This is a genomic window from Thiemannella venezuelensis (genome assembly GCF_014203605.1).
GTDB classification, from domain to species: domain Bacteria; phylum Actinomycetota; class Actinomycetes; order Streptosporangiales; family Streptosporangiaceae; genus Planomonospora_A; species Planomonospora_A venezuelensis.
The window spans coordinates 81,254-104,075 of the sequence record NZ_JACHJJ010000009.1 but is presented as its reverse complement, the minus strand read 5'-3'; the positions used below and the strand labels follow the sequence as shown (position 1 = coordinate 104,075).

General features: G+C 67.0%; 27 protein-coding genes. All 27 read right to left on the bottom strand.

Annotation, left to right across the window (positions count from 1 at the left end; translation table 11 throughout):
- The 27 genes from rplO to rpoB all read right to left on the bottom strand — a co-directional run bounded on the left by rplO (position 1) and on the right by rpoB (position 22,301).
- Entirely contained in the window at positions 1-456 is a 456-nt protein-coding gene (gene rplO / locus FHS22_RS15585; protein ID WP_184942304.1) for a 50S ribosomal protein L15, read from the bottom strand.
- Positions 457-458: 2 nt separating this feature from the next.
- A complete protein-coding gene (gene rpmD / locus FHS22_RS15580) occupies positions 459-641 on the bottom strand; it encodes a 50S ribosomal protein L30 (RefSeq protein WP_068896549.1) in 183 nt (60 codons plus the stop codon).
- Between the two features lie 3 nt (positions 642-644).
- On the bottom strand, positions 645-1,277 hold the full coding sequence (gene rpsE, locus FHS22_RS15575; protein WP_184942302.1) for a 30S ribosomal protein S5: 633 nt from the start codon (positions 1,275-1,277) through the stop codon (positions 645-647).
- Positions 1,278-1,311: 34 nt separating this feature from the next.
- Entirely contained in the window at positions 1,312-1,695 is a 384-nt protein-coding gene (gene rplR / locus FHS22_RS15570) for a 50S ribosomal protein L18 (RefSeq protein WP_184942300.1), read from the bottom strand.
- A gap of 2 nt (positions 1,696-1,697) precedes the next feature.
- Positions 1,698-2,240, bottom strand: coding sequence for a 50S ribosomal protein L6 (rplF, locus tag FHS22_RS15565; protein ID WP_184942299.1), 543 nt, complete (start codon positions 2,238-2,240; stop codon positions 1,698-1,700).
- 18 nt (positions 2,241-2,258) lie between these two features.
- Positions 2,259-2,657 (bottom strand): 30S ribosomal protein S8, encoded by a 399-nt coding sequence (gene rpsH / locus FHS22_RS15560; protein ID WP_184942297.1) that lies wholly within the window; start codon positions 2,655-2,657, stop codon positions 2,259-2,261.
- Positions 2,658-2,797: 140 nt separating this feature from the next.
- The gene (locus tag FHS22_RS15555; RefSeq protein ID WP_012887844.1) at positions 2,798-2,983 is read right to left on the bottom strand and encodes a type Z 30S ribosomal protein S14; all 186 of its coding nucleotides are present in this window, start codon (positions 2,981-2,983) and stop codon (positions 2,798-2,800) included.
- 2 nt (positions 2,984-2,985) lie between these two features.
- Positions 2,986-3,555 (bottom strand): 50S ribosomal protein L5, encoded by a 570-nt coding sequence (rplE, locus tag FHS22_RS15550; protein ID WP_184942295.1) that lies wholly within the window; start codon positions 3,553-3,555, stop codon positions 2,986-2,988.
- Complete coding sequence (rplX, locus tag FHS22_RS15545; RefSeq protein WP_221473706.1) at positions 3,555-3,845, bottom strand: 50S ribosomal protein L24; 291 nt, start codon at positions 3,843-3,845, stop codon at positions 3,555-3,557. The genes rplE and rplX overlap by 1 nt, the downstream gene beginning before the upstream one ends.
- 9 nt (positions 3,846-3,854) lie before the next feature.
- The gene (gene rplN / locus FHS22_RS15540; protein ID WP_068896541.1) at positions 3,855-4,223 is read right to left on the bottom strand and encodes a 50S ribosomal protein L14; all 369 of its coding nucleotides are present in this window, start codon (positions 4,221-4,223) and stop codon (positions 3,855-3,857) included.
- Positions 4,224-4,427: 204 nt separating this feature from the next.
- A complete protein-coding gene (gene rpsQ / locus FHS22_RS15535; RefSeq protein ID WP_184942291.1) occupies positions 4,428-4,709 on the bottom strand; it encodes a 30S ribosomal protein S17 in 282 nt (93 codons plus the stop codon).
- A complete protein-coding gene (gene rpmC / locus FHS22_RS15530; RefSeq protein ID WP_068928352.1) occupies positions 4,702-4,938 on the bottom strand; it encodes a 50S ribosomal protein L29 in 237 nt (78 codons plus the stop codon). Before rpmC ends, rpsQ begins: the two co-directional genes overlap by 8 nt.
- The gene (rplP, locus tag FHS22_RS15525; RefSeq protein ID WP_184942289.1) at positions 4,938-5,357 is read right to left on the bottom strand and encodes a 50S ribosomal protein L16; all 420 of its coding nucleotides are present in this window, start codon (positions 5,355-5,357) and stop codon (positions 4,938-4,940) included. The genes rpmC and rplP overlap by 1 nt, the downstream gene beginning before the upstream one ends.
- A gap of 2 nt (positions 5,358-5,359) precedes the next feature.
- A complete protein-coding gene (gene rpsC / locus FHS22_RS15520) occupies positions 5,360-6,211 on the bottom strand; it encodes a 30S ribosomal protein S3 (protein ID WP_184942287.1) in 852 nt (283 codons plus the stop codon).
- Entirely contained in the window at positions 6,211-6,564 is a 354-nt protein-coding gene (rplV, locus tag FHS22_RS15515; protein ID WP_184942285.1) for a 50S ribosomal protein L22, read from the bottom strand. The genes rpsC and rplV overlap by 1 nt, the downstream gene beginning before the upstream one ends.
- A gap of 39 nt (positions 6,565-6,603) precedes the next feature.
- Positions 6,604-6,882, bottom strand: a complete 279-nt coding sequence (gene rpsS, locus FHS22_RS15510) for a 30S ribosomal protein S19 (RefSeq protein ID WP_184942284.1) — start codon at positions 6,880-6,882, stop codon at positions 6,604-6,606.
- Positions 6,883-6,893: 11 nt separating this feature from the next.
- A complete protein-coding gene (rplB, locus tag FHS22_RS15505; RefSeq protein ID WP_184942283.1) occupies positions 6,894-7,730 on the bottom strand; it encodes a 50S ribosomal protein L2 in 837 nt (278 codons plus the stop codon).
- Between the two features lie 93 nt (positions 7,731-7,823).
- Positions 7,824-8,123, bottom strand: coding sequence for a 50S ribosomal protein L23 (gene rplW / locus FHS22_RS15500; protein ID WP_184942281.1), 300 nt, complete (start codon positions 8,121-8,123; stop codon positions 7,824-7,826).
- Positions 8,123-8,770 carry a 50S ribosomal protein L4 gene (gene rplD, locus FHS22_RS15495; RefSeq protein WP_184942280.1) on the bottom strand — a complete coding sequence of 216 codons (648 nt, stop codon included), beginning with the start codon at positions 8,768-8,770 and terminating at the stop codon, positions 8,123-8,125. Before rplD ends, rplW begins: the two co-directional genes overlap by 1 nt.
- Positions 8,767-9,420: a 50S ribosomal protein L3 gene (gene rplC / locus FHS22_RS15490; protein ID WP_184942278.1), complete on the bottom strand. Its 654-nt coding sequence runs from the start codon at positions 9,418-9,420 to the stop codon at positions 8,767-8,769. The genes rplD and rplC overlap by 4 nt, the downstream gene beginning before the upstream one ends.
- A gap of 14 nt (positions 9,421-9,434) precedes the next feature.
- Positions 9,435-9,743, bottom strand: a complete 309-nt coding sequence (gene rpsJ / locus FHS22_RS15485; protein ID WP_012887830.1) for a 30S ribosomal protein S10 — start codon at positions 9,741-9,743, stop codon at positions 9,435-9,437.
- Between the two features lie 326 nt (positions 9,744-10,069).
- Positions 10,070-11,263, bottom strand: a complete 1,194-nt coding sequence (gene tuf / locus FHS22_RS15480) for an elongation factor Tu (protein ID WP_184942276.1) — start codon at positions 11,261-11,263, stop codon at positions 10,070-10,072.
- A gap of 89 nt (positions 11,264-11,352) precedes the next feature.
- On the bottom strand, positions 11,353-13,446 hold the full coding sequence (gene fusA, locus FHS22_RS15475) for an elongation factor G (RefSeq protein WP_338047763.1): 2,094 nt from the start codon (positions 13,444-13,446) through the stop codon (positions 11,353-11,355).
- Positions 13,447-13,482: 36 nt separating this feature from the next.
- Positions 13,483-13,953 carry a 30S ribosomal protein S7 gene (gene rpsG / locus FHS22_RS15470; protein WP_068896530.1) on the bottom strand — a complete coding sequence of 157 codons (471 nt, stop codon included), beginning with the start codon at positions 13,951-13,953 and terminating at the stop codon, positions 13,483-13,485.
- A gap of 2 nt (positions 13,954-13,955) precedes the next feature.
- The gene (rpsL, locus tag FHS22_RS15465) at positions 13,956-14,327 is read right to left on the bottom strand and encodes a 30S ribosomal protein S12 (protein WP_012887826.1); all 372 of its coding nucleotides are present in this window, start codon (positions 14,325-14,327) and stop codon (positions 13,956-13,958) included.
- Between the two features lie 592 nt (positions 14,328-14,919).
- Complete coding sequence (locus tag FHS22_RS15460; protein ID WP_184942275.1) at positions 14,920-18,804, bottom strand: DNA-directed RNA polymerase subunit beta'; 3,885 nt, start codon at positions 18,802-18,804, stop codon at positions 14,920-14,922.
- 26 nt (positions 18,805-18,830) lie between these two features.
- Positions 18,831-22,301 (bottom strand): DNA-directed RNA polymerase subunit beta, encoded by a 3,471-nt coding sequence (gene rpoB, locus FHS22_RS15455; protein WP_184942273.1) that lies wholly within the window; start codon positions 22,299-22,301, stop codon positions 18,831-18,833.
- Positions 22,302-22,822 lie beyond the last annotated feature (521 nt).

Below are 22,822 nucleotides of genomic sequence, written 5' to 3'. Positions count from 1 at the left end.
CTACAGCTCGGAGACGGAGCCCCCGGCAGCGGCGATCTTCTCCTTGGCACTGGCGGAGAAGGCGTGCGCCTGCACGTTCAACGCCACGGAGATCTCGCCGGTTCCGAGAACCTTCACGAGCTGGTTCTTGCGGACCGCGCCCTTGGCGACCATCGTCTCGACGGTGACGTCGCCACCCTCGGGGAACAGCTCGCCGAGCTTGTCCAGGTTGACGACCTGGTAGGTCGTCTTGAACAGGGCGTTGCTGAAGCCCTTGTACTTGGGCAGGCGGCGCTGGAGCGGAACCTGGCCACCCTCGAAGCCGAGGGGAACCGTGTTCCGGGCCGTCGTGCCCTTGGTGCCGCGGCCTGCGGTCTTGCCCTTGGACGCCTCGCCGCGGCCCTTGCGGGTCTTGGCCTTGTTGGCGCCGGGAGCCGGCCGCAGGTGGTGGATGCGGAGCGGAGTGTTCTCTGCCATGACTAGTCGACCTCTTCCACGGTGACGAGGTGCGTCACCACGGAGACCATGCCGCGGATCTCCGGGCGGTCCTCCTTGACGACGACGTCACCGATTCGCTTCAGACCGAGCGAGCGCAGCGAGTCACGCTGGTTCTGCTTGCCACCGATCTTCGAGCGGACCTGGGTGATCTTCAGACGTGCCATCGACTAGCTCACCGCCTTCGCCGCCGCGGCCTCGGCGAGGCCCTCGGCACGAGCCTTGAGCATCGCCTTGGGGGCGACGTCCTCGATCGGCAGGCCGCGGCGGGCCGCGATCTCCTCGGGGCGGCTGAGGCCCTTCAGAGCGGCCACCGTGGCGTGCACGATGTTGATCGGGTTGTCCGAGCCGAGCGACTTGGACAGAACGTCGTGGATGCCGGCGCACTCCAGGACGGCGCGCACCGGGCCACCGGCGATGACGCCGGTACCGGGCGAGGCCGGACGGAGGAAGACGACGCCCGCGGCCTCTTCACCCTGCACGATGTGCGGGATGGTGCCCTGGATGCGGGGCACCTTGAAGAAGTGCTTCTTCGCCTCTTCGACACCCTTGGCGATGGCCGCGGGGACTTCCTTGGCCTTGCCGTAGCCGACGCCGACCAGGCCGTTACCGTCACCGACGATAACCAGGGCGGTGAAGCTGAAGCGACGACCACCCTTCACGACCTTGGCCACTCGGTTGATCTTGACGACGCGCTCGATGTACGAGACGCCCTTGTCAGCGCTGCCACCGCGGCGGTCGTCACGACGACCGTCACGCCGCTCGCCACCGGCGGCGCCACCGCGACGCGGAGCTCCAGCCATCAGTGGTTCCTCTTCTCATTCGTAAGACGGGCCATCAGAACTCCAGCCCACCTTCGCGGGCGCTGTCCGCCAGGGCCGCGATGCGGCCCGCGTAGCGGTTGCCACCGCGGTCGAAGACGACGGCGGTGATCCCGGCAGCCTTGGCCCGCTGAGCGAGAAGCTCGCCGACCTGCTTCGCCTTGTCCGTCTTGACGCCGTCCGCCGTGCGCAGCGAGCTCTCCATGGTGGAGGCGCTCACCAGCGTGTGGCCCTGGCTGTCGTCGACGATCTGGACGAAGAGATGCCGCGTGGAACGGTTGACGACCATGCGCGGACGCGCGGCCGTACCGACCACCTTCTTGCGGACGCGGCCGTGGCGGCGGGCCCGCGAGACGGCGCGGGCGGCCGTGTGCTTGCCGAACGCAGTCTTGCCAGCCATGCCTACTTACCAGCCTTTCCGACCTTGCGGCGGATAACTTCGCCCTGGTAGCGCACGCCCTTGCCCTTGTACGGGTCGGGCTTGCGCAGCTTGCGGATGTTCGCGGCGATCTCGCCGACCTTCTGCTTGTCGATGCCGTCCACGTGGAACAGGGTCGGCTTCTCGACGCGGAAGGTGACGCCCTCGGGGGCGTCCACGATCACCGGGTGGCTGAAGCCCAGGGCGAACTCGAGCTGAGTCGGGCCCTTGGCCTGCACGCGGTAACCGACACCCACGATCTCCAGGGTCTTGGTGTACCCCTGGGTCACACCCGTCACCATGTTGGCGATCAGAGTGCGGGAGAGCCCGTGCAGCGCACGGACCTTGTTCTCGTCGCTGGGACGGGTGACGGTGACGACACCGTCCTCGCCCTTGGCGACCTCGATCGGCTCAGCGACCGTGTGAGAGAGCGTGCCCTTCGGGCCCTTGACCGTGACATCCCGGCCGTCGATGGTGACATCCACACCGCCCGGTACGGGGATGGGCAGCCGTCCGATTCTCGACATGCTGTGTTCCTCCCCTCGTTACCAGACGTAGGCGAGGACTTCCCCGCCCACTCCACGCTTGCCGGCCTGCTTGTCGGTCATGAGACCGGCGGACGTCGAGATGATCGCGACGCCCAGCCCGCCCAGGACCCGGGGCAGGTTGTCCTTCTTTGCATAGACCCGCAGGCCGGGCTTGGAAACCCGGCGCAGGCCCGCGAGCGACCGCTCACGGCTCGGCCCGAACTTGAGCTCCACCACGAGGTTCTTTCCGACCTTGGCGTCCTCGACGCTCCAGGCCTGGATGTAACCCTCCTGCTGGAGGATCTCGGCGATGTGCGCCTTGATCTTCGAGTACGGCATGGCCACGGTGTCGTGGTAAGCCGAGTTCGCGTTTCGCAGACGCGTCAGCATGTCTGCGATCGGGTCGGTCATCGTCATGGCCGGTGGCCTTCCTCACCGCGGTTTCCGCAAGGGACCTACGGTGTGGTCATGGGCTCTGCGAGGCAGCGCCCGGTGAATACGACTATCTTGTACGGCCGGCGCCGCGCGGGCTGATGGTCATCGGCCCGCGCGGGAGGCTACCAGCTCGACTTGGTGATGCCGGGCAGCTCGCCCCGGTGCGCCATCTCGCGGAAGCAGATGCGGCACAGGCCGAACTTCCGGTAGACGGCGCGGGGACGACCACAGCGCGAGCACCGGGTGTAGGCCCGGACCTCGAACTTGGCCTTGCGAGCAGCCTTGACCTTGAGCGACGTCTTCGCCATGATCAGGCCTCCTTGAAGGGGAAGCCGAGGTGCTTCAGCAGCGCCCGGCCCTGGTCGTCGGTCTTGGCGGTGGTCACGACCGTGATGTCCATGCCACGCTGCCGGTCGACCTTGTCCTGGTCGATCTCGTGGAACATGACCTGCTCGGTGAGACCGAAGGTGTAGTTGCCGTTGCCGTCGAACTGCTTGGGCGACAGGCCCCGGAAGTCACGGATACGCGGCAGCGCCAGGGAGAGCAGCCGGTCCAGGAACTCCCACATGCGGTCGCCGCGGAGCGTGACGTGCGCGCCGATCGGCATGCCCTCGCGCAGCTTGAACTGGGCGATGGACTTGCGGGCCCGGACGACGGCCGGCTTCTGGCCGGTGATGACCGTGAGGTCGCGGACGGCGCCCTCGATCAGCTTCGAGTCGCGGGCGGCCTCGCCGACACCCATGTTCACCTTGATCTTGGTGATCGTGGGGACCAGCATGATGTTCTCGAACCCGAACTCCTCGTGCAGCTTCGCGATGATCTCCTCGCGGTAACGCTGCTTGAGGCGGGGGAGCGTGCGCTCTTCGGAAGTCGCAGTCATCAGTTGTCCTCACCCGTCTCGTCGGCCTTCTTCTCGGCCTTCTTGGCGGGCTTCTCGTCATCCTTGAGCTTCTTGACGTTGCTCACGTGGATGGGGGCCTCCATGGTCTGCACGCCGCCGGTCTTGGCGCCGCGCGGGCCCTGGTGGGTCTCCTTCGCGTGCTTCTTGATCATGTTGACGCCTTCGACCACCACGCGGTCCTCGCGCGGGAGGGCGGCGATCACACGACCCTTGGCACCCTTGTCCTTGCCGGCGATGACCTGGACCAGGTCGCCCTTCTTCACATGCAGCTTCGGCATTTACAACACCTCCGGCGCGAGCGAGATGATGCGCATGAACTTCTTGTCACGCAGCTCGCGGCCGACGGGACCGAAGATGCGCGTGCCACGAGGGTCACCGCTGTCCTTGATGATGACCGCCGCGTTCTCGTCGAAGCGGATGTAGGAGCCGTCGGGCCGGCGACGCTCCTTGACGGTGCGCACGACGACAGCCTTGACGACGTCACCCTTCTTGACGGTGCCGCCGGGAATGGCGTCCTTCACCGTGGCGACGATGATGTCGCCGATACCCGCGTAGCGCCGACCCGAGCCACCGAGAACGCGGATGCAGAGGACTTCCTTCGCACCCGTGTTGTCGGCGACCTTGAGTCGCGACTCCTGCTGGATCACGTGTACTCCTGTTTGTCTCGCTGGTTCTCACCCTCGGGTGAGCCTTGCGGAACCTACTGTGGTCTTTTTCCCCCGGCGTCAGCCCCGGCCTGGACCGGACCGCCGCCGCGGGCGGCGCGGGGGCTCCCCGCAGGGGAACCTCCGCGCCCTTGGACACCGTCGTGGGGGGCAGGCCTTCCGGCCACCCCCCACGAGGCGCGTTCGCTACTTCGCCTTCTCGAGGATCTCGACGACCCGCCAGCGCTTGCTCGCCGACATGGGCCGGGTCTCCATCAGCAGGACGCGGTCGCCCACGCCGCAGCTGTTGGCCTCGTCGTGCGCCTTGTACTTGGTCGTCCTGCGGATGACCTTGCCGTACAGGGGGTGCTTGACGCGGTCCTCGACAGCGACGACGACGGTCTTGTCCATCTTGTCACTGACGACCAGACCCTCGCGGGTCTTGCGGTAGTTCCGCGTCTCGGTCGTGCTCTCCGTGGTCTCAGCCATCGATCGACTCCTTCTCAACCGTCACGATGCCGAGCTCCCGCTCGCGCATCACGGTGTAGATACGGGCGATCTCGCGGCGGACGGCGCGCAGCCGCCCGTGGCTCTCCAACTGACCGGTCGCGGCCTGGAAGCGGAGGTTGAACAGCTCCTCCTTGGCTTCCTTCAGCTTCTGGACCAGGGTGTCCTGGTCCTCAGCCCGCAGCTCACCGGCGGTCAGGCCCTTAGCCATCACGCCTCACCCACTTCACGCTTGACGAACCGGCACTTCATCGGGAGCTTGTGCATCGCACGGCGCATGGCCTCGCGGGCCACGGGCTCGGCGACACCCGAGAGCTCGAACATGACGCGGCCGGGCTTGACGTTGGCGATCCACCACTCCGGCGAACCCTTACCGGAACCCATGCGGGTCTCGGCCGGCTTCTTGGTGAGCGGACGGTCCGGGTAGATGTTGATCCACACCTTGCCGCCACGGCGGATGTGCCGAGTCATGGCGATACGAGCCGACTCGATCTGGCGGTTGGTCACATAGGAGTGCTCAATCGCCTGAATGCCGAACTCGCCGAACACGACGCGGGTGCCGCCCTTGGCGGCGCCACTGCGGTCGGGCCGGTGCTGCTTGCGGTGCTTGACCCTGCGCGGGATCAGCATGGTCAGCTCCCTTCAGCACCCGGCTGCGCAGCCGGGCCGGTCTCGGGGGCAGCCTGCGAGGCCGCCTCGGTCCTGGGGGCGCGGTCGCCGCGGCCACCGCGACGGGGACGGTCGCCACCGGCGCCGCCACCACGACGCGGGCGGTCGGCGCCGCCACCACGACGGTCGTCACGCTCACGACGCTGGCCCGCACGGGCGCCGGCGGCAGCCGCCTCGCGCTCGGCGCGGCTGGTCGGAGCCTCGCCCTTGTAGATCCACACCTTCACGCCGATGCGGCCGAAGGTGGTACGGGCCTCGTACAGGCCGTAGTCGATGTCCGCGCGGAGCGTGTGCAGGGGCACGCGGCCCTCGCGGTAGAACTCCGAGCGGGACATCTCGGCGCCGCCCAGACGGCCGGAGCACTGCACCCGGATGCCCTTGGCGCCGCTCTTCATCGCCGACTGCATCGCCTTGCGCATGGCCCGGCGGAACGAGACACGGCTGGACAGCTGCTCGGCCACGCCCTGGGCGACGAGCTGAGCGTCGATCTCAGGGTTCTTGACCTCGAGGATGTTCAGCTGGACCTGCTTCTTGGTCAGCTTCTCGAGGTCACCGCGGATCCGGTCCGCCTCGGCGCCGCGGCGGCCGATGACGATGCCCGGACGGGCGGTGTGGATGTCGACCTGAACCCGGTCGGTGGTCCGCTCGATCTCGACCTTGGAAATGCCGGCCCGCTCCATGCCCTTCTTCAGCATGCGGCGGATCGCCACGTCCTCGGCGACGTACGACTTGTAGAGCTTGTCGGCATACCACCGGCTCTTGAAGTCGGTCGTGATGCCGAGGCGGAACCCGTGCGGGTTGACCTTCTGACCCACTAGCGGGTCCTCCCCTTCGGCTCGCGGGACTCCACGATCACGGTGATGTGGCTCGTCCGCTTGTTGATCCGATAGGCACGACCCTGGGCACGCGGACGGAACCGCTTCAGCGTCGGGCCCTCGTCGACCCAGGCACGGCTCACGAAGAGCGTGTCGCGGTCGAGGTTGAAGTTGTGCTCCGCGTTGGCAATGGCACTCGACAGCACCTTGTACACGGTCTCGCTCGCCGACTGGGGAGCGAACTGCAGCACGGCCTGCGCCTCCGAAGCGGGCAGCCCGCGAATGAGGTCCACCACGCGGCGGGCCTTCATGGGCGTGTGGCGCGCGAACCGCACCTGAGCCCTGGCTTCCATCGCTTACTCCTCTTAACCTTCTGCTTCGCTTTAAGGCGCTTACCGCCGGCTGCGGCGGTCTTCCTTGACGTGGCTGCGGAACGTCCGCGTGGGCGCGAACTCGCCGAGCTTGTGGCCGATCATCGCATCGGTGACGAACACCGGGACGTGCTTGCGGCCGTCGTGAACGGCGATCGTGTGACCGATCATGTCGGGCACGATCATGGAGCGCCGCGACCACGTCTTGATGACGTTCTTGGTGCCCTTCTCGTTCTGAGCGTCCACCTTCTTCTGAAGGTGGTCGTCCACGAAGGGACCCTTCTTAAGACTACGTGGCATTTCGGCTACTCCTACCGCTTCTTCCGCTTGGTCCGACGACGGATGATCAGGCGGTCACTGGCCTTGTTCGCCGCACGGGTCCGGCCCTCGGGCTTGCCCTTGGGGTTGACCGGGTGGCGACCGCCGGAGGTCTTGCCCTCACCACCACCGTGCGGGTGGTCGACCGGGTTCATCGCGACACCGCGGACGGTGGGGCGCTTGCCCTTCCACCGCATACGGCCGGCCTTACCCCAGTTGATGTTGCTCTGCTCGGCGTTGCCGACCTGGCCGATGGACGCCCGGCAGCGGACGTCGACCTGGCGCATCTCACCGGACGGCATACGCAGCGTGGCGTACTGGCCCTCCTTGGCGAGGAGCTGGATCTGCGCGCCGGCGGACCGGCCCAGCTTGGCGCCGCCGCCCGGACGGAGCTCCACCGCGTGGATGAAGGTACCGGTCGGGATGTTGCGCAGCGGGAGGCAGTTACCCGGCTTGATGTCGGCCGTGGGGCCGTTCTCGATCTTGTCGCCCTGCTTGAGGCCGGTCGGGCAGAGGATGTAGCGCTTCTCCCCGTCCGCGTAGTGCAGCAGCGCGATCCGGGAGGTGCGGTTCGGGTCGTACTCGATGTGAGCGACCTTGGCCGGGATCCCGTCCTTGTCGTGGCGCCGGAAGTCGATGATCCGGTAGGCGCGCTTGTGACCGCCGCCCTGGTGGCGGGTGGTGACCCGGCCGTGGACGTTGCGGCCGCCCTTGCTGTGCAGGGGAGCAAGCAGCGACTTCTCGGGCGTGCTGCGGGTGATCTCGGAGAAGTCCGAGACACTCGAGCCGCGGCGACCCGGGGTCGTCGGCTTGTATTTACGGATGCCCATCTTTTTCGTTCATCCTTCGTCGGTTAATCCGGCCGAATGCCCCCCGCCTCCCGGCGAGGGGCGTCCGGCGCGTCACTTACTGAGCGAGCGGGTTCAGCCCTGACCGAAGATGTCGATCCGGTCGCCCTCGACCAGGCTCACGATCGCGCGCTTGGTGCTCGGGCGCTGGCCGTAACCGAACTTGGTCCGCTTGCGCTTGCCCTGGCGGTTGATGGTGTTGACGCTGGCCACCTTGACGCCGAAGATCTGCTCGATGGCGATCTTCACCTGCGTCTTGTTGGCCGTCTTCCGCACCAGGAACGTGTACTTGTTGTGCTCGTCGATCAGGCCGTAGCTCTTCTCGGAGACAACCGGCTTGATGATGATGTCGCGCGGGTCGGCGATCTTCTGCATCAGGCGTCTTCCTTCCCGCTCTTGCTCAGACGCGCGACGACCTGGTCGTACGCCTCCTGCGTGAAGACGACATCGTCGTAGCAGAGCACGTCGTAGGTGTTCAGCTGCCCGGCGTCCAGCAGGTGGACCTCGGGAGCGTTGCGCAGGCTCATCCAGGTGAGCTCGTCACCCTCGTCGACGACGACCAGGACGCTGCGAGCCTGCGTGACCTTCCGCAGCGACTCGAGGGCCGCCTTGGTCTTGGGGGTCTCGCCGGTGACCAGAGTGCTGACCACGTGCACGCGGCCGCCGTTCGCCCGGTCGGAGAGGGCGCCGCGCAGGGCGGCCGCCTTCATCTTCTTGGGGGTCTTCTGCGAGTAGTCCCGCGGGACCGGGCCGTGGACGGTGCCACCGCCGGTGAACTGCGGGGCGCGGGTCGAACCCTGGCGGGCGCGGCCGGTGCCCTTCTGGCGGTACGGCTTCTTGCCGCCACCGCTGACCTCGCCGCGGGTCTTGGCCTTGTGGGTGCCCTGCCGGCGAGCGGCGAGCTGGGCCACGACCACCTGGTGGATCAGCGGGATGTTGACCTTGGCGCCGAAGATGTCCTCGGGCAGGTCGACGGTGCCGGTCTTCGCGCCGCTCACGTCGAGGACGTCAATGGTGCTCACTTGGCAGCCCCCTTCTTGGCAGCGGTGCGGATGAGGACCAGGCTGCCGTTGGCGCCGGGAACCGCACCCTTGATGAGGATGAGGTTCTTCTCGACGTCCACGGCGTGGACCTTCAGGCTCTGCACGGTGGTGCGGACGTTGCCCATCCGACCGGCCATGCGCAGGCCCTTGAAGACGCGGCCCGGGGTGGCGCAGCCGCCGATGGAACCCGGCGAGCGGTGCTTGCGCTGGGTACCGTGCGAGGCGCCCAGACCGCCGAAGCCGTGCCGCTTCATGACACCCGCGAAGCCCTTGCCCTTGCTCTTGCCCGTCACGTCGACGAACTGGCCGGCCTCGAAGGTGTCGGCCAGGAGCTCCTGACCGAGGGTGTACTCGCTCGCGTCGTCGGTACGGATCTCCGTGAAGTAACGGCGCGGGGTGATCTCGTGCTTGCGCAGGTAGTCGCCGAGCGGCTTGTTGACCTTCCGCGGGTCGATCTGCCCGAAGCCGAGCTGAACGGCGGAGTAGCCGTCCTTTTCCGGGGTGCGGACGCGGGTCACGACGCACGGACCAGCTTCGACGACGGTCACCGGGACCATCCGGTTGTCCGCGTCGAAGACCTGGGTCATGCCGAGCTTCTTGCCCAGGACGCCCTTGATCTGCTTAGCCATGTCAGTGCGTTCCCTCAGAGCTTGATCGAGATGTCAACGCCGGCGGGGAGGTCGAGTCGCATGAGCGAGTCGACCGTCTTCGGCGTCGGGTCGATGATGTCAATCAGCCGCTTGTGCGTGCGCATCTCGAAGTGCTCGCGGCTGTCCTTGTACTTGTGCGGCGAGCGGATGACGCAGTACACGTTCTTCTCGGTCGGCAGCGGAACCGGGCCCGCGACCTTAGCGCCAGTCCGCGTCACCGTCTCGACGATCTTCTTGGCCGAGCTGTCGATGACCTCGTGGTCATAGGCCTTGAGCCGGATGCGGATCTTCTGTCCCGCCATAATGGCCTCGGTGTCCTTCGCTGTCGTCTGAAAAAGTTACGTGCGGCCGGTGGCCGCTGTGTCAGGGCCGGGTCCACCCGCCTCGCACCGGCCCGTCTTCTCGACGTCCCGGCCGCGCCCGGCTCGGCTTCCCCGCCCCGTCTCCCACGTAGCAGACGCTTGTGGCCTGCACTTTCTTCCGTGATCTGGCAGTTACTTCGGTCACTTTCGCGACCGGACCAACTGCGAGATCACGGTTCGTGGGTCGAGCGGAGGGGCTCCGCGGAGCCCCTCGTGGTGTGGCGGCCGGCCCTGCGACGAGGGCAGGCCGCCACTCCGCGGTCGAACTACTTGAGGATCTTGGTGACGTTACCGGCGCCGACGGTCCGGCCACCCTCACGGATCGCGAACTTGAGGCCTTCCTCCATCGCGATCGGCTGGATGAGCTGGACGGTCATCTCGGTGTTGTCACCGGGCATGACCATCTCGGTGCCCTCGGGCAGGTTCACGACACCGGTCACGTCAGTCGTACGGAAGTAGAACTGCGGACGGTAGTTGTTGAAGAACGGCGTGTGACGGCCGCCCTCGTCCTTGGCCAGGATGTAGACCTGGGCCTCGAACTCGGTGTGCGGGGTGGTCGTGCCCGGCTTGATGATGCACTGGCCGCGCTCGACGTCCTCGCGCTTGATGCCGCGGAGGAGCAGACCGACGTTGTCGCCGGCCTGGCCCTCGTCGAGCAGCTTGCGGAACATCTCGACGCCGGTGACCGTGGTGGTGGTCTTCTCCGTCTTGATGCCGATGATGTCGACGGTCTCGTTGACCTTGACGATGCCGCGCTCGATACGGCCGGTGACGACGGTGCCGCGACCGGTGATCGAGAAGACGTCCTCGATCGGCATGAGGAACGGCTTGTCGACGTCACGGGTCGGCTCGGGCACGTTCTCGTCGACGGCGGTCATCAGCTCGATGATGCTGTCGCCCCACTTCTGGTCGCCCTCGAGGGCCTTCAGAGCGGAGACGCGCACGACCGGCAGGTCGTCGCCGGGGAACTCCTGAGCCGAGAGCAGCTCGCGGACCTCGAGCTCGACGAGCTCCAGGATCTCCTCGTCGTCCACCATGTCGGACTTGTTGAGGGCGACGACGATGTAGGGGACGCCGACCTGGCGGGCCAGGAGGACGTGCTCCTTCGTCTGCGGCATCGGGCCGTCGGTGGCGGCGACCACGAGGATCGCGCCGTCCATCTGAGCCGCACCGGTGATCATGTTCTTCACGTAGTCGGCGTGACCGGGGCAGTCCACGTGGGCGTAGTGGCGCTTCTCGGTCTGGTACTCGACGTGCGCGATGGAGATCGTGATACCACGAGCCTTCTCCTCGGGCGCCTTGTCGATCTTGTCGAACGGAGTCGCCTCGTTGAGCTCAGGGTAACGCTCGTGGAGCACCTTGGTGATCGCCGCGGTCAGAGTGGTCTTGCCGTGGTCGATGTGCCCAATGGTGCCGATGTTTACGTGCGGCTTGGTCCGCTCGAACTTGGCCTTGGCCACTGGTCTGTCTCCTTAGAGATTCTGACTTGACTTGCGTCTTTTTCACTCGGGCTCGGAAGGCCGGCCCCGTCGGGGCCGGCCGGCGGGAACTACTCGCCCCGAACCTTCGCGACGATCTCCTTGGCGATGTGCTGGGGCACTTCCGCGTAGGAGTCGAACTGCATGCTGAAGCTCGCGCGTCCCTGCGTCTTGCTACGCAGGTCACCCACGTAGCCGAACATCTCAGAGAGCGGGACGGAGGCCTGGATGACACGGGCGCCTGCGCGCTCGTCCATCGCCCGGATCTGCCCGCGGCGACCGTTGAGGTCACCGATGACGTCACCCATGTAGTCCTCGGGGGTGGTGACCTCGACGGCCATCACCGGCTCCAGGATTACGGCGTCCGCCTTGCGCGCGGCCTCCTTGAAGGCCATCGATCCAGCGATCTTGAAGGCCATTTCGGACGAGTCCACCTCGTGGTAGGCGCCGTCCTGCAGGGTGACCTTCACCCCGACCATGGGGTAACCGGCGAGAACACCGAACTCGGCGGCCTCCTGGGCGCCCGCGTCGACCGAGGGGATGTACTCCCGCGGGATACGGCCACCGGAGACCTTGTTCTCGAACTCGTACCCGTCGTTGCCCTCGCCCAGCGGCTCAATGTCGATGATGACCTTGGCGAACTGGCCGGAACCACCGGTCTGCTTCTTGTGGACGTAGTCGACCTTCTCCACCTTGCGGCGGATGGTCTCGCGGTACGCCACCTGCGGCCGGCCGACGTTGGCCTCGACCTTGAACTCGCGGCGCATCCGGTCGACGAGGATCTCCAGGTGGAGTTCGCCCATGCCCCAGATGACCGTCTGACCGGTCTCCTCGTCCCGGCGGACCTGGAAGGAGGGGTCCTCCTCGGCCAGGCGCTGGATCGCGGTGCTCAGCTTCTCCTGGTCGCTCTTGGTCTTGGGCTCGATGGCCACGTTGATGACCGGAGCGGGGAAGTTCATCGACTCCAGGACGACCGGGTTCGCGATGTCGGCGAGGGTGTCACCGGTGGTGGTGTCCTTCAGGCCCATCACGGCGACGATCTGACCGGCGTGCGCGGACGGGCGCTCCTCGCGCTTGTTCGCGTGCATCTGGTAGATCTTGCCGATCCGCTCCTTCTTGCCCTTCACCGCGTTGACGACCGCGGTGCCGGTCTCGAGCGTGCCCGAGTAGATGCGGATGTAGGTGAGGCGGCCCAGGTGCGGGTCACTCATGATCTTGAAAGCCAGCGCGGAGAAGGGCTCGTTCACGTCCGCGTGACGCTCGATGACCTCCTCCTCCTTGCCGACCGCGTGGCCCTTGAAGGCCGGGATGTCGGTCGGGGCGGGGAGGTAGGCCACGATCGCGTCGAGCAGGGGCTGCACGCCCTTGTTCTTGAACGCGGTGCCGGTCAGGACCGGGTTGATGGAGCTGGCCAGCGTGGCGCGGCGGATGGCCGCCACCAGCTGCTCCTCGGTGGGCTCGACGCCCTCCAGGAAGAGCTCCATCAGCTCGTCGTCGTTCTCGGCGACGGTCTCGACGAGCTTGTCACGCCACTCGCGGGCGATCTCGGCGTGGTCCGCCGGGATCTCCACGGTCTCGTACATCTCGCCCTTGGCCGCCTCGGCGCTCCAGAGCAGGCCCTTCATCTTGACCAGGTCGATGACGCCCTTGAAGCCGGCCTCGACGCCCCAGGGAAGCTGGATGACGGCCGGGGTGGCGTTCAGGCGGCTGACCATCATGTCGACGCAGCGGTGGAACTCCGCGCCGACCCGGTCCATCTTGTTGACGAAGCAGATGCGGGGCACGCCGTAACGGTCGGCCTGACGCCACACCGTCTCGGACTGCGGCTCGACACCCGCCACACCGTCGAACACGGCGACGGCGCCGTCGAGGACGCGCAGCGAGCGCTCCACCTCGATGGTGAAGTCCACGTGACCCGGCGTGTCGATGATGTTGATCGTGTGGCCGAGCCACTCGCAGGTGGTAGCGGCGGAGGTGATGGTGATACCACGCTCCTGCTCCTGCTCCATCCAGTCCATCGTGGCTGCGCCCTCGTGGACCTCACCGATCTTGTAGGTGATGCCGGTGTAGAACAGGATGCGCTCGGTCGTCGTGGTCTTGCCCGCGTCGATGTGGGCCATGATGCCGATGTTTCGGACCTTGGCCAGGTCAAGCGTGGTGGCCACTTCTCTCGCGTCCTCGTCGTCTCGTCGAACCCGCTGTTACCAGCGGTAGTGGGCGAAGGCCTTGTTGGACTCGGCCATCTTGTGGGTGTCCTCGCGCTTCTTGACAGAGGCGCCGAGGCCGTTGCTGGCGTCGAGCAGCTCGTTCATCAGGCGCTCGGTCATGGTCTTCTCGCGGCGGGCGCGGGAGTACTGCACCAGCCAGCGCAGGGCCAGGGTGGTGCTGCGCGCGGCGCGCACCTCGACCGGGACCTGGTAGGTCGCGCCACCGACGCGGCGGCTGCGGACCTCAAGGGTGGGCTTGACGTTGTCCAGCGCGCGCTTCAGGGTGACGACCGGGTCGTTGCCGGTCTTCTCCTTGCAGCCCTCAAGGGCGCCGTAGACGATCGACTGCGCGATGGAGCGCTTGCCGTCCAGGAGCACCTTGTTGATGAGCGCGGTGACCAGCGGCGAGTTGTGGACCGGGTCAGCCATGAGCTGACGACGGCCAGGAGAACCCTTGCGAGGCATTCTTACTTCTCCTTCTTCGCGCCGTAACGGCTACGGGCCTGCTTGCGGTTGCGGACACCCTGGGTGTCGAGCGAGCCGCGGATGATCTTGTAGCGAACACCCGGCAGGTCCTTCACACGACCACCGCGGACGAGCACGATGCTGTGCTCCTGGAGGTTGTGGCCGACACCCGGGATGTAGGCCGTGACCTCGATGCCGTTGGTGAGCCGGACACGCGCGACCTTGCGGAGCGCGGAGTTCGGCTTCTTGGGGGTCGTGGTGTAAACGCGCATGCAGGTGCCGCGTCGCTGGGGGCTGGCCTTGAGCGCCGGGGTCTTGGTCTTGGTGACCTTGTCCTGGCGGCCCTTGCGGACCAGCTGCTGAATCGTAGGCACCGCGTCTCCGTTCGTGCTTGCCGGTAGTTCGAATGAGGTTGTGCATTTCGCAGGTACTGCCGGTGTCATGACCTGCTGTTTCTCCACCCGCTCCGACCCACGCGGTCGGGCGTGTCGCGCTCTTGTCGCGCCACTTCCCCGGTGAGCCGGCCCTGCGGAGGAGGCCACGCGGCGCCCCTGCCGACTCCCCAACGGGAAACCTGTCGACGCGCACGCATGAGAGCCCACGAAGCCATGGGCACGAAGGAAGAGACTACGCGAGGCATCGCAACTCGTCAAAACGGCTGCGCCTGCCGGGCGCTGTCACAAGCGTCCGATCCGTGTCACGGCTCCCGCGACCGGTCGGCGACCGGCCGCTGCTGGGCCCGGAACAAGTTTACCTTCTGCGGCCGGCTTTTCCGGCCGTTCTCTCATAACGTACGGCCTGCGCCGCAAAGACCCGCCCAAACCGCGCAACGGAAACGGCACCCGGATCCCGGGGAGGATCCGGGTGCCGTCGGGAACCCGTCAAGCGGTGTCAACACCGGCCCCCGGCCGGCGGGGACCGGCGGGGTCGCGCCGCGATGGCGCGCGACCCCGGTGACAGCGCCGGCTAGCGGTTGTACTGGCCGAAGTCGTACTCCTCCAGCGGCACGGCCTCACCGGAGCCCGAGCCGAAGGTGTAGTCGGCCGCGGAGCCGTCGTAGCCGCCGACCGTGTACATCGCGGCCTTGGCCTCCTCGGTGGGCTCGACCCGGATGTTGCGGTACTGCGGCATGCCGGTACCGGCCGGGATGAGCTTTCCGATGATGACGTTCTCCTTGAGACCGAGCAGCGAGTCCGACTTGGCGTGGATCGCCGCGTCGGTGAGCACCCTGGTCGTCTCCTGGAAGGACGCCGCCGACAGCCACGACTCGGTCGCGAGCGAGGCCTTGGTGATGCCCATGAGCACCGGGCGGCCGGAGGCCGGCGTGCCCTGCTCCGCCACGCACTCGCGGTTCATCCGCTCGAAGCGCGGCCGCTCGACCAGCTCGCCGGGAAGCATGTCGGTGTCACCCGACTCGAGGACGTTCACGCGCTTGAGCATCTGGCGCACGATGATCTCGATGTGCTTGTCGTGGATCGACACACCCTGCGAGCGGTAGACCTGCTGCACCTCGGCCACCAGGTGCAGCTGCACGGCCCGGGGGCCGAGGATGCGCAGCACCTCGTTGGGGTTGACCGCACCGGCGATCAGCTGCTGGCCGACCGAGACCCGCTGCCCCTCGGAGACCAGCAGGCGCGACCGCATCGACACCGGGTACGCGATCTCGTCGGAACCGTCGTCCGGCGTGATCACGATCTTGCGGGTCTTGTCGGTCTCGTCGATGCGGACCCGGCCCTCGGCCTCGCTGATCGGAGCGACGCCCTTGGGGATGCGCGCCTCGAAGAGCTCCTGGACACGGGGCAGACCGTGGGTGATGTCCGCACCCGCCACACCACCGGTGTGGAAGGTGCGCATCGTCAGCTGGGTGCCCGGCTCGCCGATCGACTGGGCGGCGATGATGCCGACCGCCTCGCCGACGTCCACCAGCTTGCCGGTCGCGAGCGAGCGGCCGTAGCAGGTGGCGCAGACACCGATCTTGGCCTCGCAGACGAGGGCGCTGCGGGTCCTGACGGTCTCCACGCCGGCCTCGACCAGCGCGGTCACGTGGGTGTCGTTGATGTCGACGCCCGCGCTCGCGATGACCTTGCCGTCCACCTCGACGTCCTCGGCCAGGATGCGGCCGTGCACGTTGCTCTCGGCGTTCTCCGCCTTGACCAGGTTGCCCTGCGGGTCACGCTCGCCGACGTGCAGCGGGACGGCGCGGTCGGTGCCGCAGTCGATCTCGCGGACGATGACGTCCTGCGCGACGTCCACCAGACGACGGGTCAGGTAACCCGAGTCGGCGGTCCGCAGGGCGGTGTCCGCCAGACCCTTCCGCTGGCCGTGGGTGGAGATGAAGTACTCCAGCACCGACAGGCCCTCGCGGAACGAGGCCTTGATCGGACGCGGGATCGTCTCACCCTTGGTGTTGGAGACCAGGCCGCGGATGCCGGAGATCTGGCGGACCTGCATCAGGTTTCCTCGGGCGCCCGACTGGACCATCATCCAGACCGGGTTGGTCTTCGGGAACGCCTTCTGCATGTCCTCGGTCACGTCACTGGTCGCGTGCGTCCAGATCTCGATGAGCTCCTGACGGCGCTCCTCGTCCGTGATGAGACCCCGCTCGTACTCCCGCTGGACCTTGTCGGCCCGGCGCTCGTACGACTCCATGATCTCGGCCTTGTTCGGCGGCGCGACGACGTCCTCGATCGAGATCGTGACACCGGCGCGGGTGGCCCAGTAGAAGCCGGCGTCCTTGAGCGCGTCCAGCGCGGTCGCGACCTCGACCTTGGGGTACTTCTCCGCCAGCTCGTTCACGATGACCGAGAGCTGCTTCTTGCCGACCTGCGAGTTCACGTACGGGTAGTTCGCGGGCAGCGTCTGGTTGAACAGGCACCGGCCCAGCGTGGTCTCCAGGCGGTAGGAGTCGCCCGGCTCCCAGCTCTCGGGGGCCGACCAGCCGCGGGGCGGCGGGACGTCGCCCTTCATCCTGATCTGGATCTTGGCCTGGATGTCCAGCTCGCGCCGGTCGAAGGCCATGAGCGCCTCGGAGACCGAGCCGAAGACCCGTCCCTCTCCGACGCCCTCGCCGTCGTCCTTGATCGTGGTCAGCGAGTAGAGACCGATGATCATGTCCTGGGTGGGCATGGTCACCGGCTTGCCGTCGGCCGGCTTCAGGATGTTGTTGGTCGACAGCATCAGGATGCGGGCCTCGGCCTGCGCCTCGGCCGAGAGCGGCAGGTGCACGGCCATCTGGTCACCGTCGAAGTCCGCGTTGAACGCGGTGCAGACGAGCGGGTGGATCTGGATGGCCTTGCCCTCGACCAGCTGCGGCTCGAAGGCCTGGATGCCCAGGCGGTGCAGGGTGGGCGCACGGTTGAGCAGCACCGGGTGCTCGGTGATGACCTCTTCGAGGACGTCCCACACGACCGGGCGGGCACGCTCCACCATGCGCTTGGCCGACTTGATGTTCTGCGCGTGGTTCAGGTCGACCAGGCGCTTCATCACGAACGGCTTGAACAGCTCCAGCGCCATCTGCTTGGGCAGGCCGCACTGGTGCAGCTTCAGCTGCGGGCCGACGACGATGACCGAACGGCCGGAGTAGTCGACTCGCTTGCCCAGCAGGTTCTGCCGGAAGCGGCCCTGCTTGCCCTTGAGCATGTCGCTGAGGGACTTCAGCGGGCGGTTGCCGGGACCGGTGACCGGGCGGCCGCGACGGCCGTTGTCGAACAGCGCGTCCACGGCCTCCTGGAGCATCCGCTTCTCGTTGTTCACGATGATCTCGGGTGCGCCGAGGTCGAGCAGACGCTTGAGGCGGTTGTTGCGGTTGATCACCCGGCGGTACAGGTCGTTCAGGTCCGAGGTCGCGAACCGGCCACCGTCGAGCTGCACCATCGGGCGCAGGTCCGGCGGGATGACCGGGATGCAGTCCAGGACCATGCCGTTGGGCGAGTTGCGGGTGTTCAGGAACGCGGAGACGACCTTGAGGCGCTTGAGCGCGCGGGCCTTCTTCTGGCCCTTGCCGCTGCGGATCGTCTCGCGCAGGTTCTCGGCCTCGGCGTCGAGGTCGAAGTTGGACAGGCGCTCCTGGATGGCCTGGGCGCCCATGCCGCCGCGGAAGTAGCGGCCGAAGCGGTCGCGCATCTCGCGGTAGAGCAGTTCGTCGCCCTCCAGGTCCTGGACCTTGAGGTTCTTGAAGCGGCTCCAGACCTCGTCCAGCCGGTCCAGCTCGCGCTGGGCCCGGTCGCGGAGCTGGCGCATCTCGCGCTCGGCGCCCTCGCGGACCTTCCGGCGCTGGTCGCCCTTGGCACCGGCGGCCTCGAGCTCCGCCAGGTCCGTCTCCAGCTTCTTCTGCCGGGCCTCGACGTCGGCGTCGCGGCGCTGCTCGACGTGCTGGCGCTCGACGGAGATCTTCGCCTCGAGCGACGGCAGGTCGCGCTCACGCAGGTCCTTGTCGACATGCGTGATCATGTAGGCCGCGAAGTAGATGACCTTCTCGAGGTCCTTCGGGGCCAGGTCGAGCAGGTAGCCCAGCCGGGACGGGACGCCCTTGAAGTACCAGATGTGCGTGACGGGCGCGGCCAGCTCGATGTGGCCCATCCGCTCACGGCGCACCTTGGCGCGGGTCACCTCGACGCCGCAGCGCTCACAGATGATGCCCTTGAAGCGCACGCGCTTGTACTTGCCGCAGTAGCACTCCCAGTCCCGGGTCGGACCGAAGATCTTCTCGCAGAAGAGTCCGTCCTTCTCGGGCTTGAGGGTGCGGTAGTTGATGGTCTCGGGCTTCTTGACCTCGCCGTGCGACCACTGGCGGATATCGTCAGCGGTCGCGAGGCCGATCCGAAGCTCGTCGAAGAAGTTGACGTCCAGCATGTGTTTTCCCCTCCTCAGCTTCTAGATCAGACCTCTTCGACACTGCTCGGCTCGCGCCGGGACAGGTCGATGCCGAGCTCTTCCGCGGCGCGGAAGACGTCCTCGTCGGTGTCGCGCATCTCGATGGACATGCCGTCGCTGGAGAGCACCTCGACGTTCAGGCACAGCGACTGCATTTCCTTGATGAGGACCTTGAACGACTCGGGAATGCCCGGTTCGGGGATGTTCTCGCCCTTGACGATCGCCTCGTAGACCTTCACGCGGCCGAGGACGTCGTCGGACTTGATCGTCAGCAGCTCCTGGAGGGCGTAGGCGGCGCCGTACGCCTCCAGCGCCCACACCTCCATCTCACCGAAGCGCTGGCCGCCGAACTGGGCCTTACCGCCCAGCGGCTGCTGCGTGATCATGGAGTAGGGGCCGGTCGAGCGAGCGTGGATCTTGTCGTCGACCAGGTGGAGCAGCTTCAGGATGTAGATGTAGCCGACCGAGATCGGGTGCGGGAACGGCTCGCCGGAGCGGCCGTCGAACAGCCGGGCCTTGCCGTTCGGGCCGACCATGCGGCCGCCGTCCCGGTTGACCAGGGTGTTGTCGAGGAGACCGATGATCTCCTCCTCGTGGGCGCCGTCGAACACCGGGGTGGCGACGTTGGTGCGCGCCTCGACCTCGCCGAAGCCCTTGTCGCGCAGGCGCTCGGCCCACGCCTCCTCGATGCCGGAGATGTCCCAGCCCCGTGCGGCGATCCATCCCAGATGAGTCTCCAGGACCTGCCCGACGTTCATACGGCCGGGCACGCCGAGCGGGTTGAGGATGATGTCGACCGGGGTCCCGTCCTCCAGGAACGGCATGTCCTCGACCGGCAGGATCTTGGAGATGACGCCCTTGTTGCCGTGGCGGCCGGCGAGCTTGTCACCGTCGGTGATCTTGCGCTTCTGGGCCACGTAGACGCGGACCAGCTCGTTGACACCGGGGGGGAGCTCGTCGCCCTCCTCCCGGCTGAACACGCGGACGCCGATGACCTTGCCCTGCTCGCCGTGGGGCACCTTCAGGGAGGTGTCGCGGACCTCGCGGGCCTTCTCACCGAAGATCGCGCGGAGCAGGCGCTCCTCCGGGGTCAGCTCGGTCTCGCCCTTCGGGGTGACCTTGCCGACCAGGATGTCGCCCGGGACGACCTCGGCGCCGATCCGGATGATGCCGCGCTCGTCGAGGTCGGCGAGGACCTCCTCGGAGACGTTCGGGATGTCCCGGGTGATCTCCTCGGGGCCCAGCTTGGTGTCGCGGGCGTCGACCTCGTGCTCCTCGATGTGGATCGAGGACAGGACGTCGTCCTGGACCAGGCGCTGGGACAGGATGATCGCGTCTTCGTAGTTGTGGCCCTCCCACGGCATGAACGCCACCAGGAGGTTCTTGCCGAGCGCCATCTCGCCGTTGTCGGTGCAGGGACCGTCGGCGATGACCTGGTTGACCTCGATCCGGTCGCCCTCGGCCACGATCGGCTTCTGGTTGAAGCAGGTGCCCTGGTTGGAACGCTTGAACTTGGCGACGCGGTAGGTGGTCCTGGTGCCGTCGTCGTTCATGACCGTGACGTAGTCGGCGGAGACCTCCTCGACCACGCCGGCCTTGTCCGCGGTGATGACGTCACCGGCGTCGGTGGCGGCGCGGTACTCCATGCCGGTGCCGACCAGCGGGGCCTCGCTCTTGAGCAGCGGCACGGACTGGCGCTGCATGTTGGAGCCCATGAGCGCGCGGTTGGCGTCGTCGTGCTCCAGGAACGGGATCATCGCGGTCGCGACGGAGACCATCTGGCGCGCCGAGACGTCCATGTAGTCGACCTCGGTGGCCCGCAGGGACTCGAACTCGCCGCCCTTCCGGCGGACGAGCACGCGGTCCTCCAGGAAGGTGCCGTCAGCGCTGATCGGCGTGTTCGCCTGCGCGATGACGAAGCGGTCCTCCTCGTCGGCGGTGAGGTAGTCGACCTGGTCGGTGACCCGGCCGTCGACGACCTTCCGGTACGGGGTCTCCACGAAACCGAAGGAGTTGACCCGGCCGAAGGAGGCCAGCGAGCCGATCAGGCCGATGTTCGGGCCTTCCGGCGTCTCGATCGGGCACATGCGGCCGTAGTGCGAGGGGTGCACGTCACGGACCTCGAAGCCGGCCCGCTCACGGGAGAGACCGCCGGGGCCCAGCGCGGACAGACGACGCTTGTGCGTCAGGCCGGCCAGGGGGTTGGTCTGGTCCATGAACTGCGAGAGCTGGGAGGTGCCGAAGAACTCCTTGATCGACGCCACGACCGGGCGGATGTTGATCAGGGTCTGCGGCGTGATCGCCTCGACGTCCTGGGTGGTCATCCGCTCGCGGACGACGCGCTCCATGCGGGCCAGGCCCAGGCGGACCTGGTTCTGGATGAGCTCGCCGACCGTGCGCAGGCGGCGGTTGCCGAAGTGGTCGATGTCGTCGGTCTCGACGACGACCTCACGGCCCTCGGCGCCCGGCATCGAGACCTCGCCCGCGTGCAGCCTGACGATGTACTCGATGGTGGCGACGATGTCCTCTTCGGTCAGCGTGCCCTGCGTGATCTCGGCGTCGACGCCGAGCTTCTTGTTGATCTTGTAGCGGCCGACCTTGGCGAGGTCGTAGCGCTTGGGGTTGAAGTACAGGTTCTCGAGCAGGGTCTGCGCCGACTCCCTGGTCGGGGGCTCGCCCGGACGCAGCTTGCGGTAGATGTCGAGAAGGGCGTCGTCCTGGCCGGCCGTGTGGTCCTTCTCCAGGGTCGCGCGCATCGACTCGTACTGACCGAAACGCTCGAGGATCTGCTCGTTCGTCCAGCCGAGCGCCTTGAGCAGGACCGTGACGGCCTGCTTGCGCTTGCGGTCGATGCGCACGCCCACGCTGTCGCGCTTGTCGATCTCGAACTCGAGCCAGGCCCCCCGGGAGGGGATCACCTTGCAGCCGTAGAGGTCCTTGTCGGAGGTCTTGTCGATGCTGCGATCGAAGTAGACGCCCGGGGACCGGACCAGCTGGGAGACCACGACACGCTCGGTGCCGTTGATGATGAACGTGCCCTTGCCGGTCATGAGCGGGAAGTCGCCCATGAACACGGTCTGGCTCTTGATCTCACCAGTGGTGTTATTGATGAACTCCGCCGTGACGAACATCGGGGCGGAGTAGGTCATGTCCTTGTCTTTGCACTCATCGACTGAGTACTTTGGCGGCTCGAACCGGTGGTCCCGGAACGACAGGGACATGGTTCCGGAGAAGTCCTCGATGGGACTGATCTCTTCGAAGATCTCTTCGAGACCCGACTGGGCCGGAACGTCCTTGCGCCCGGCCTGGCGAGCCGCCTCGACCCGCCCCTTCCACTTCTCGTTTCCGAGCAGCCAGTCGAACGACTCGGTCTGCAGGGCGAGAAGGTCAGGAACTTCGAGCGGCTCCTGAATACGTGCAAAAGAGACACGACGGGGACCAGCGGGTACGGCGGAGGCGTTGCGCGAGGCTGCCAACAGATGTCCTTCCGAGGGCTCGCGGCGGACTGACTACACGCACGCCAGACGACCATGCATCAGAGCACCAAAAGAAGCGGGTCGTCAAAGGGCAGCGCAAAGGGGCAGTGTAGCCGAACGGCACACGCCTGTCCACCTCAGTCTCGCTGCATGCTCCACGTTGGTCGCAGCATCGCCCGTCGGCGGCGAAACGTCAAGCCCGGAAGCCGACATTTCAGTCGAAGAACAGCCCTGAAGCTGCGAGTTTTCCCGCCGGTTGACCCGTGCCACCACCGGCTCCAGGACACTACCCCGACCTGGAACGACTGACACACCGACCATCCGGCGGTTCGAGCGCTGGCCGACAACCGGCCGACGATCGACGCTGCCATGGTCGATCTACCCGCGGCAAAACCTGCTTCAAACATAGACTTTGCTAACAATTAGATAACGCGCCACGCCCCGGGAGAGACCCGAGGAGTCTGCGGCCTCCGGGCCGGAGGGCGGGGCCGGCGGGCGACGGGAAAGGCCCCGGTCACCGG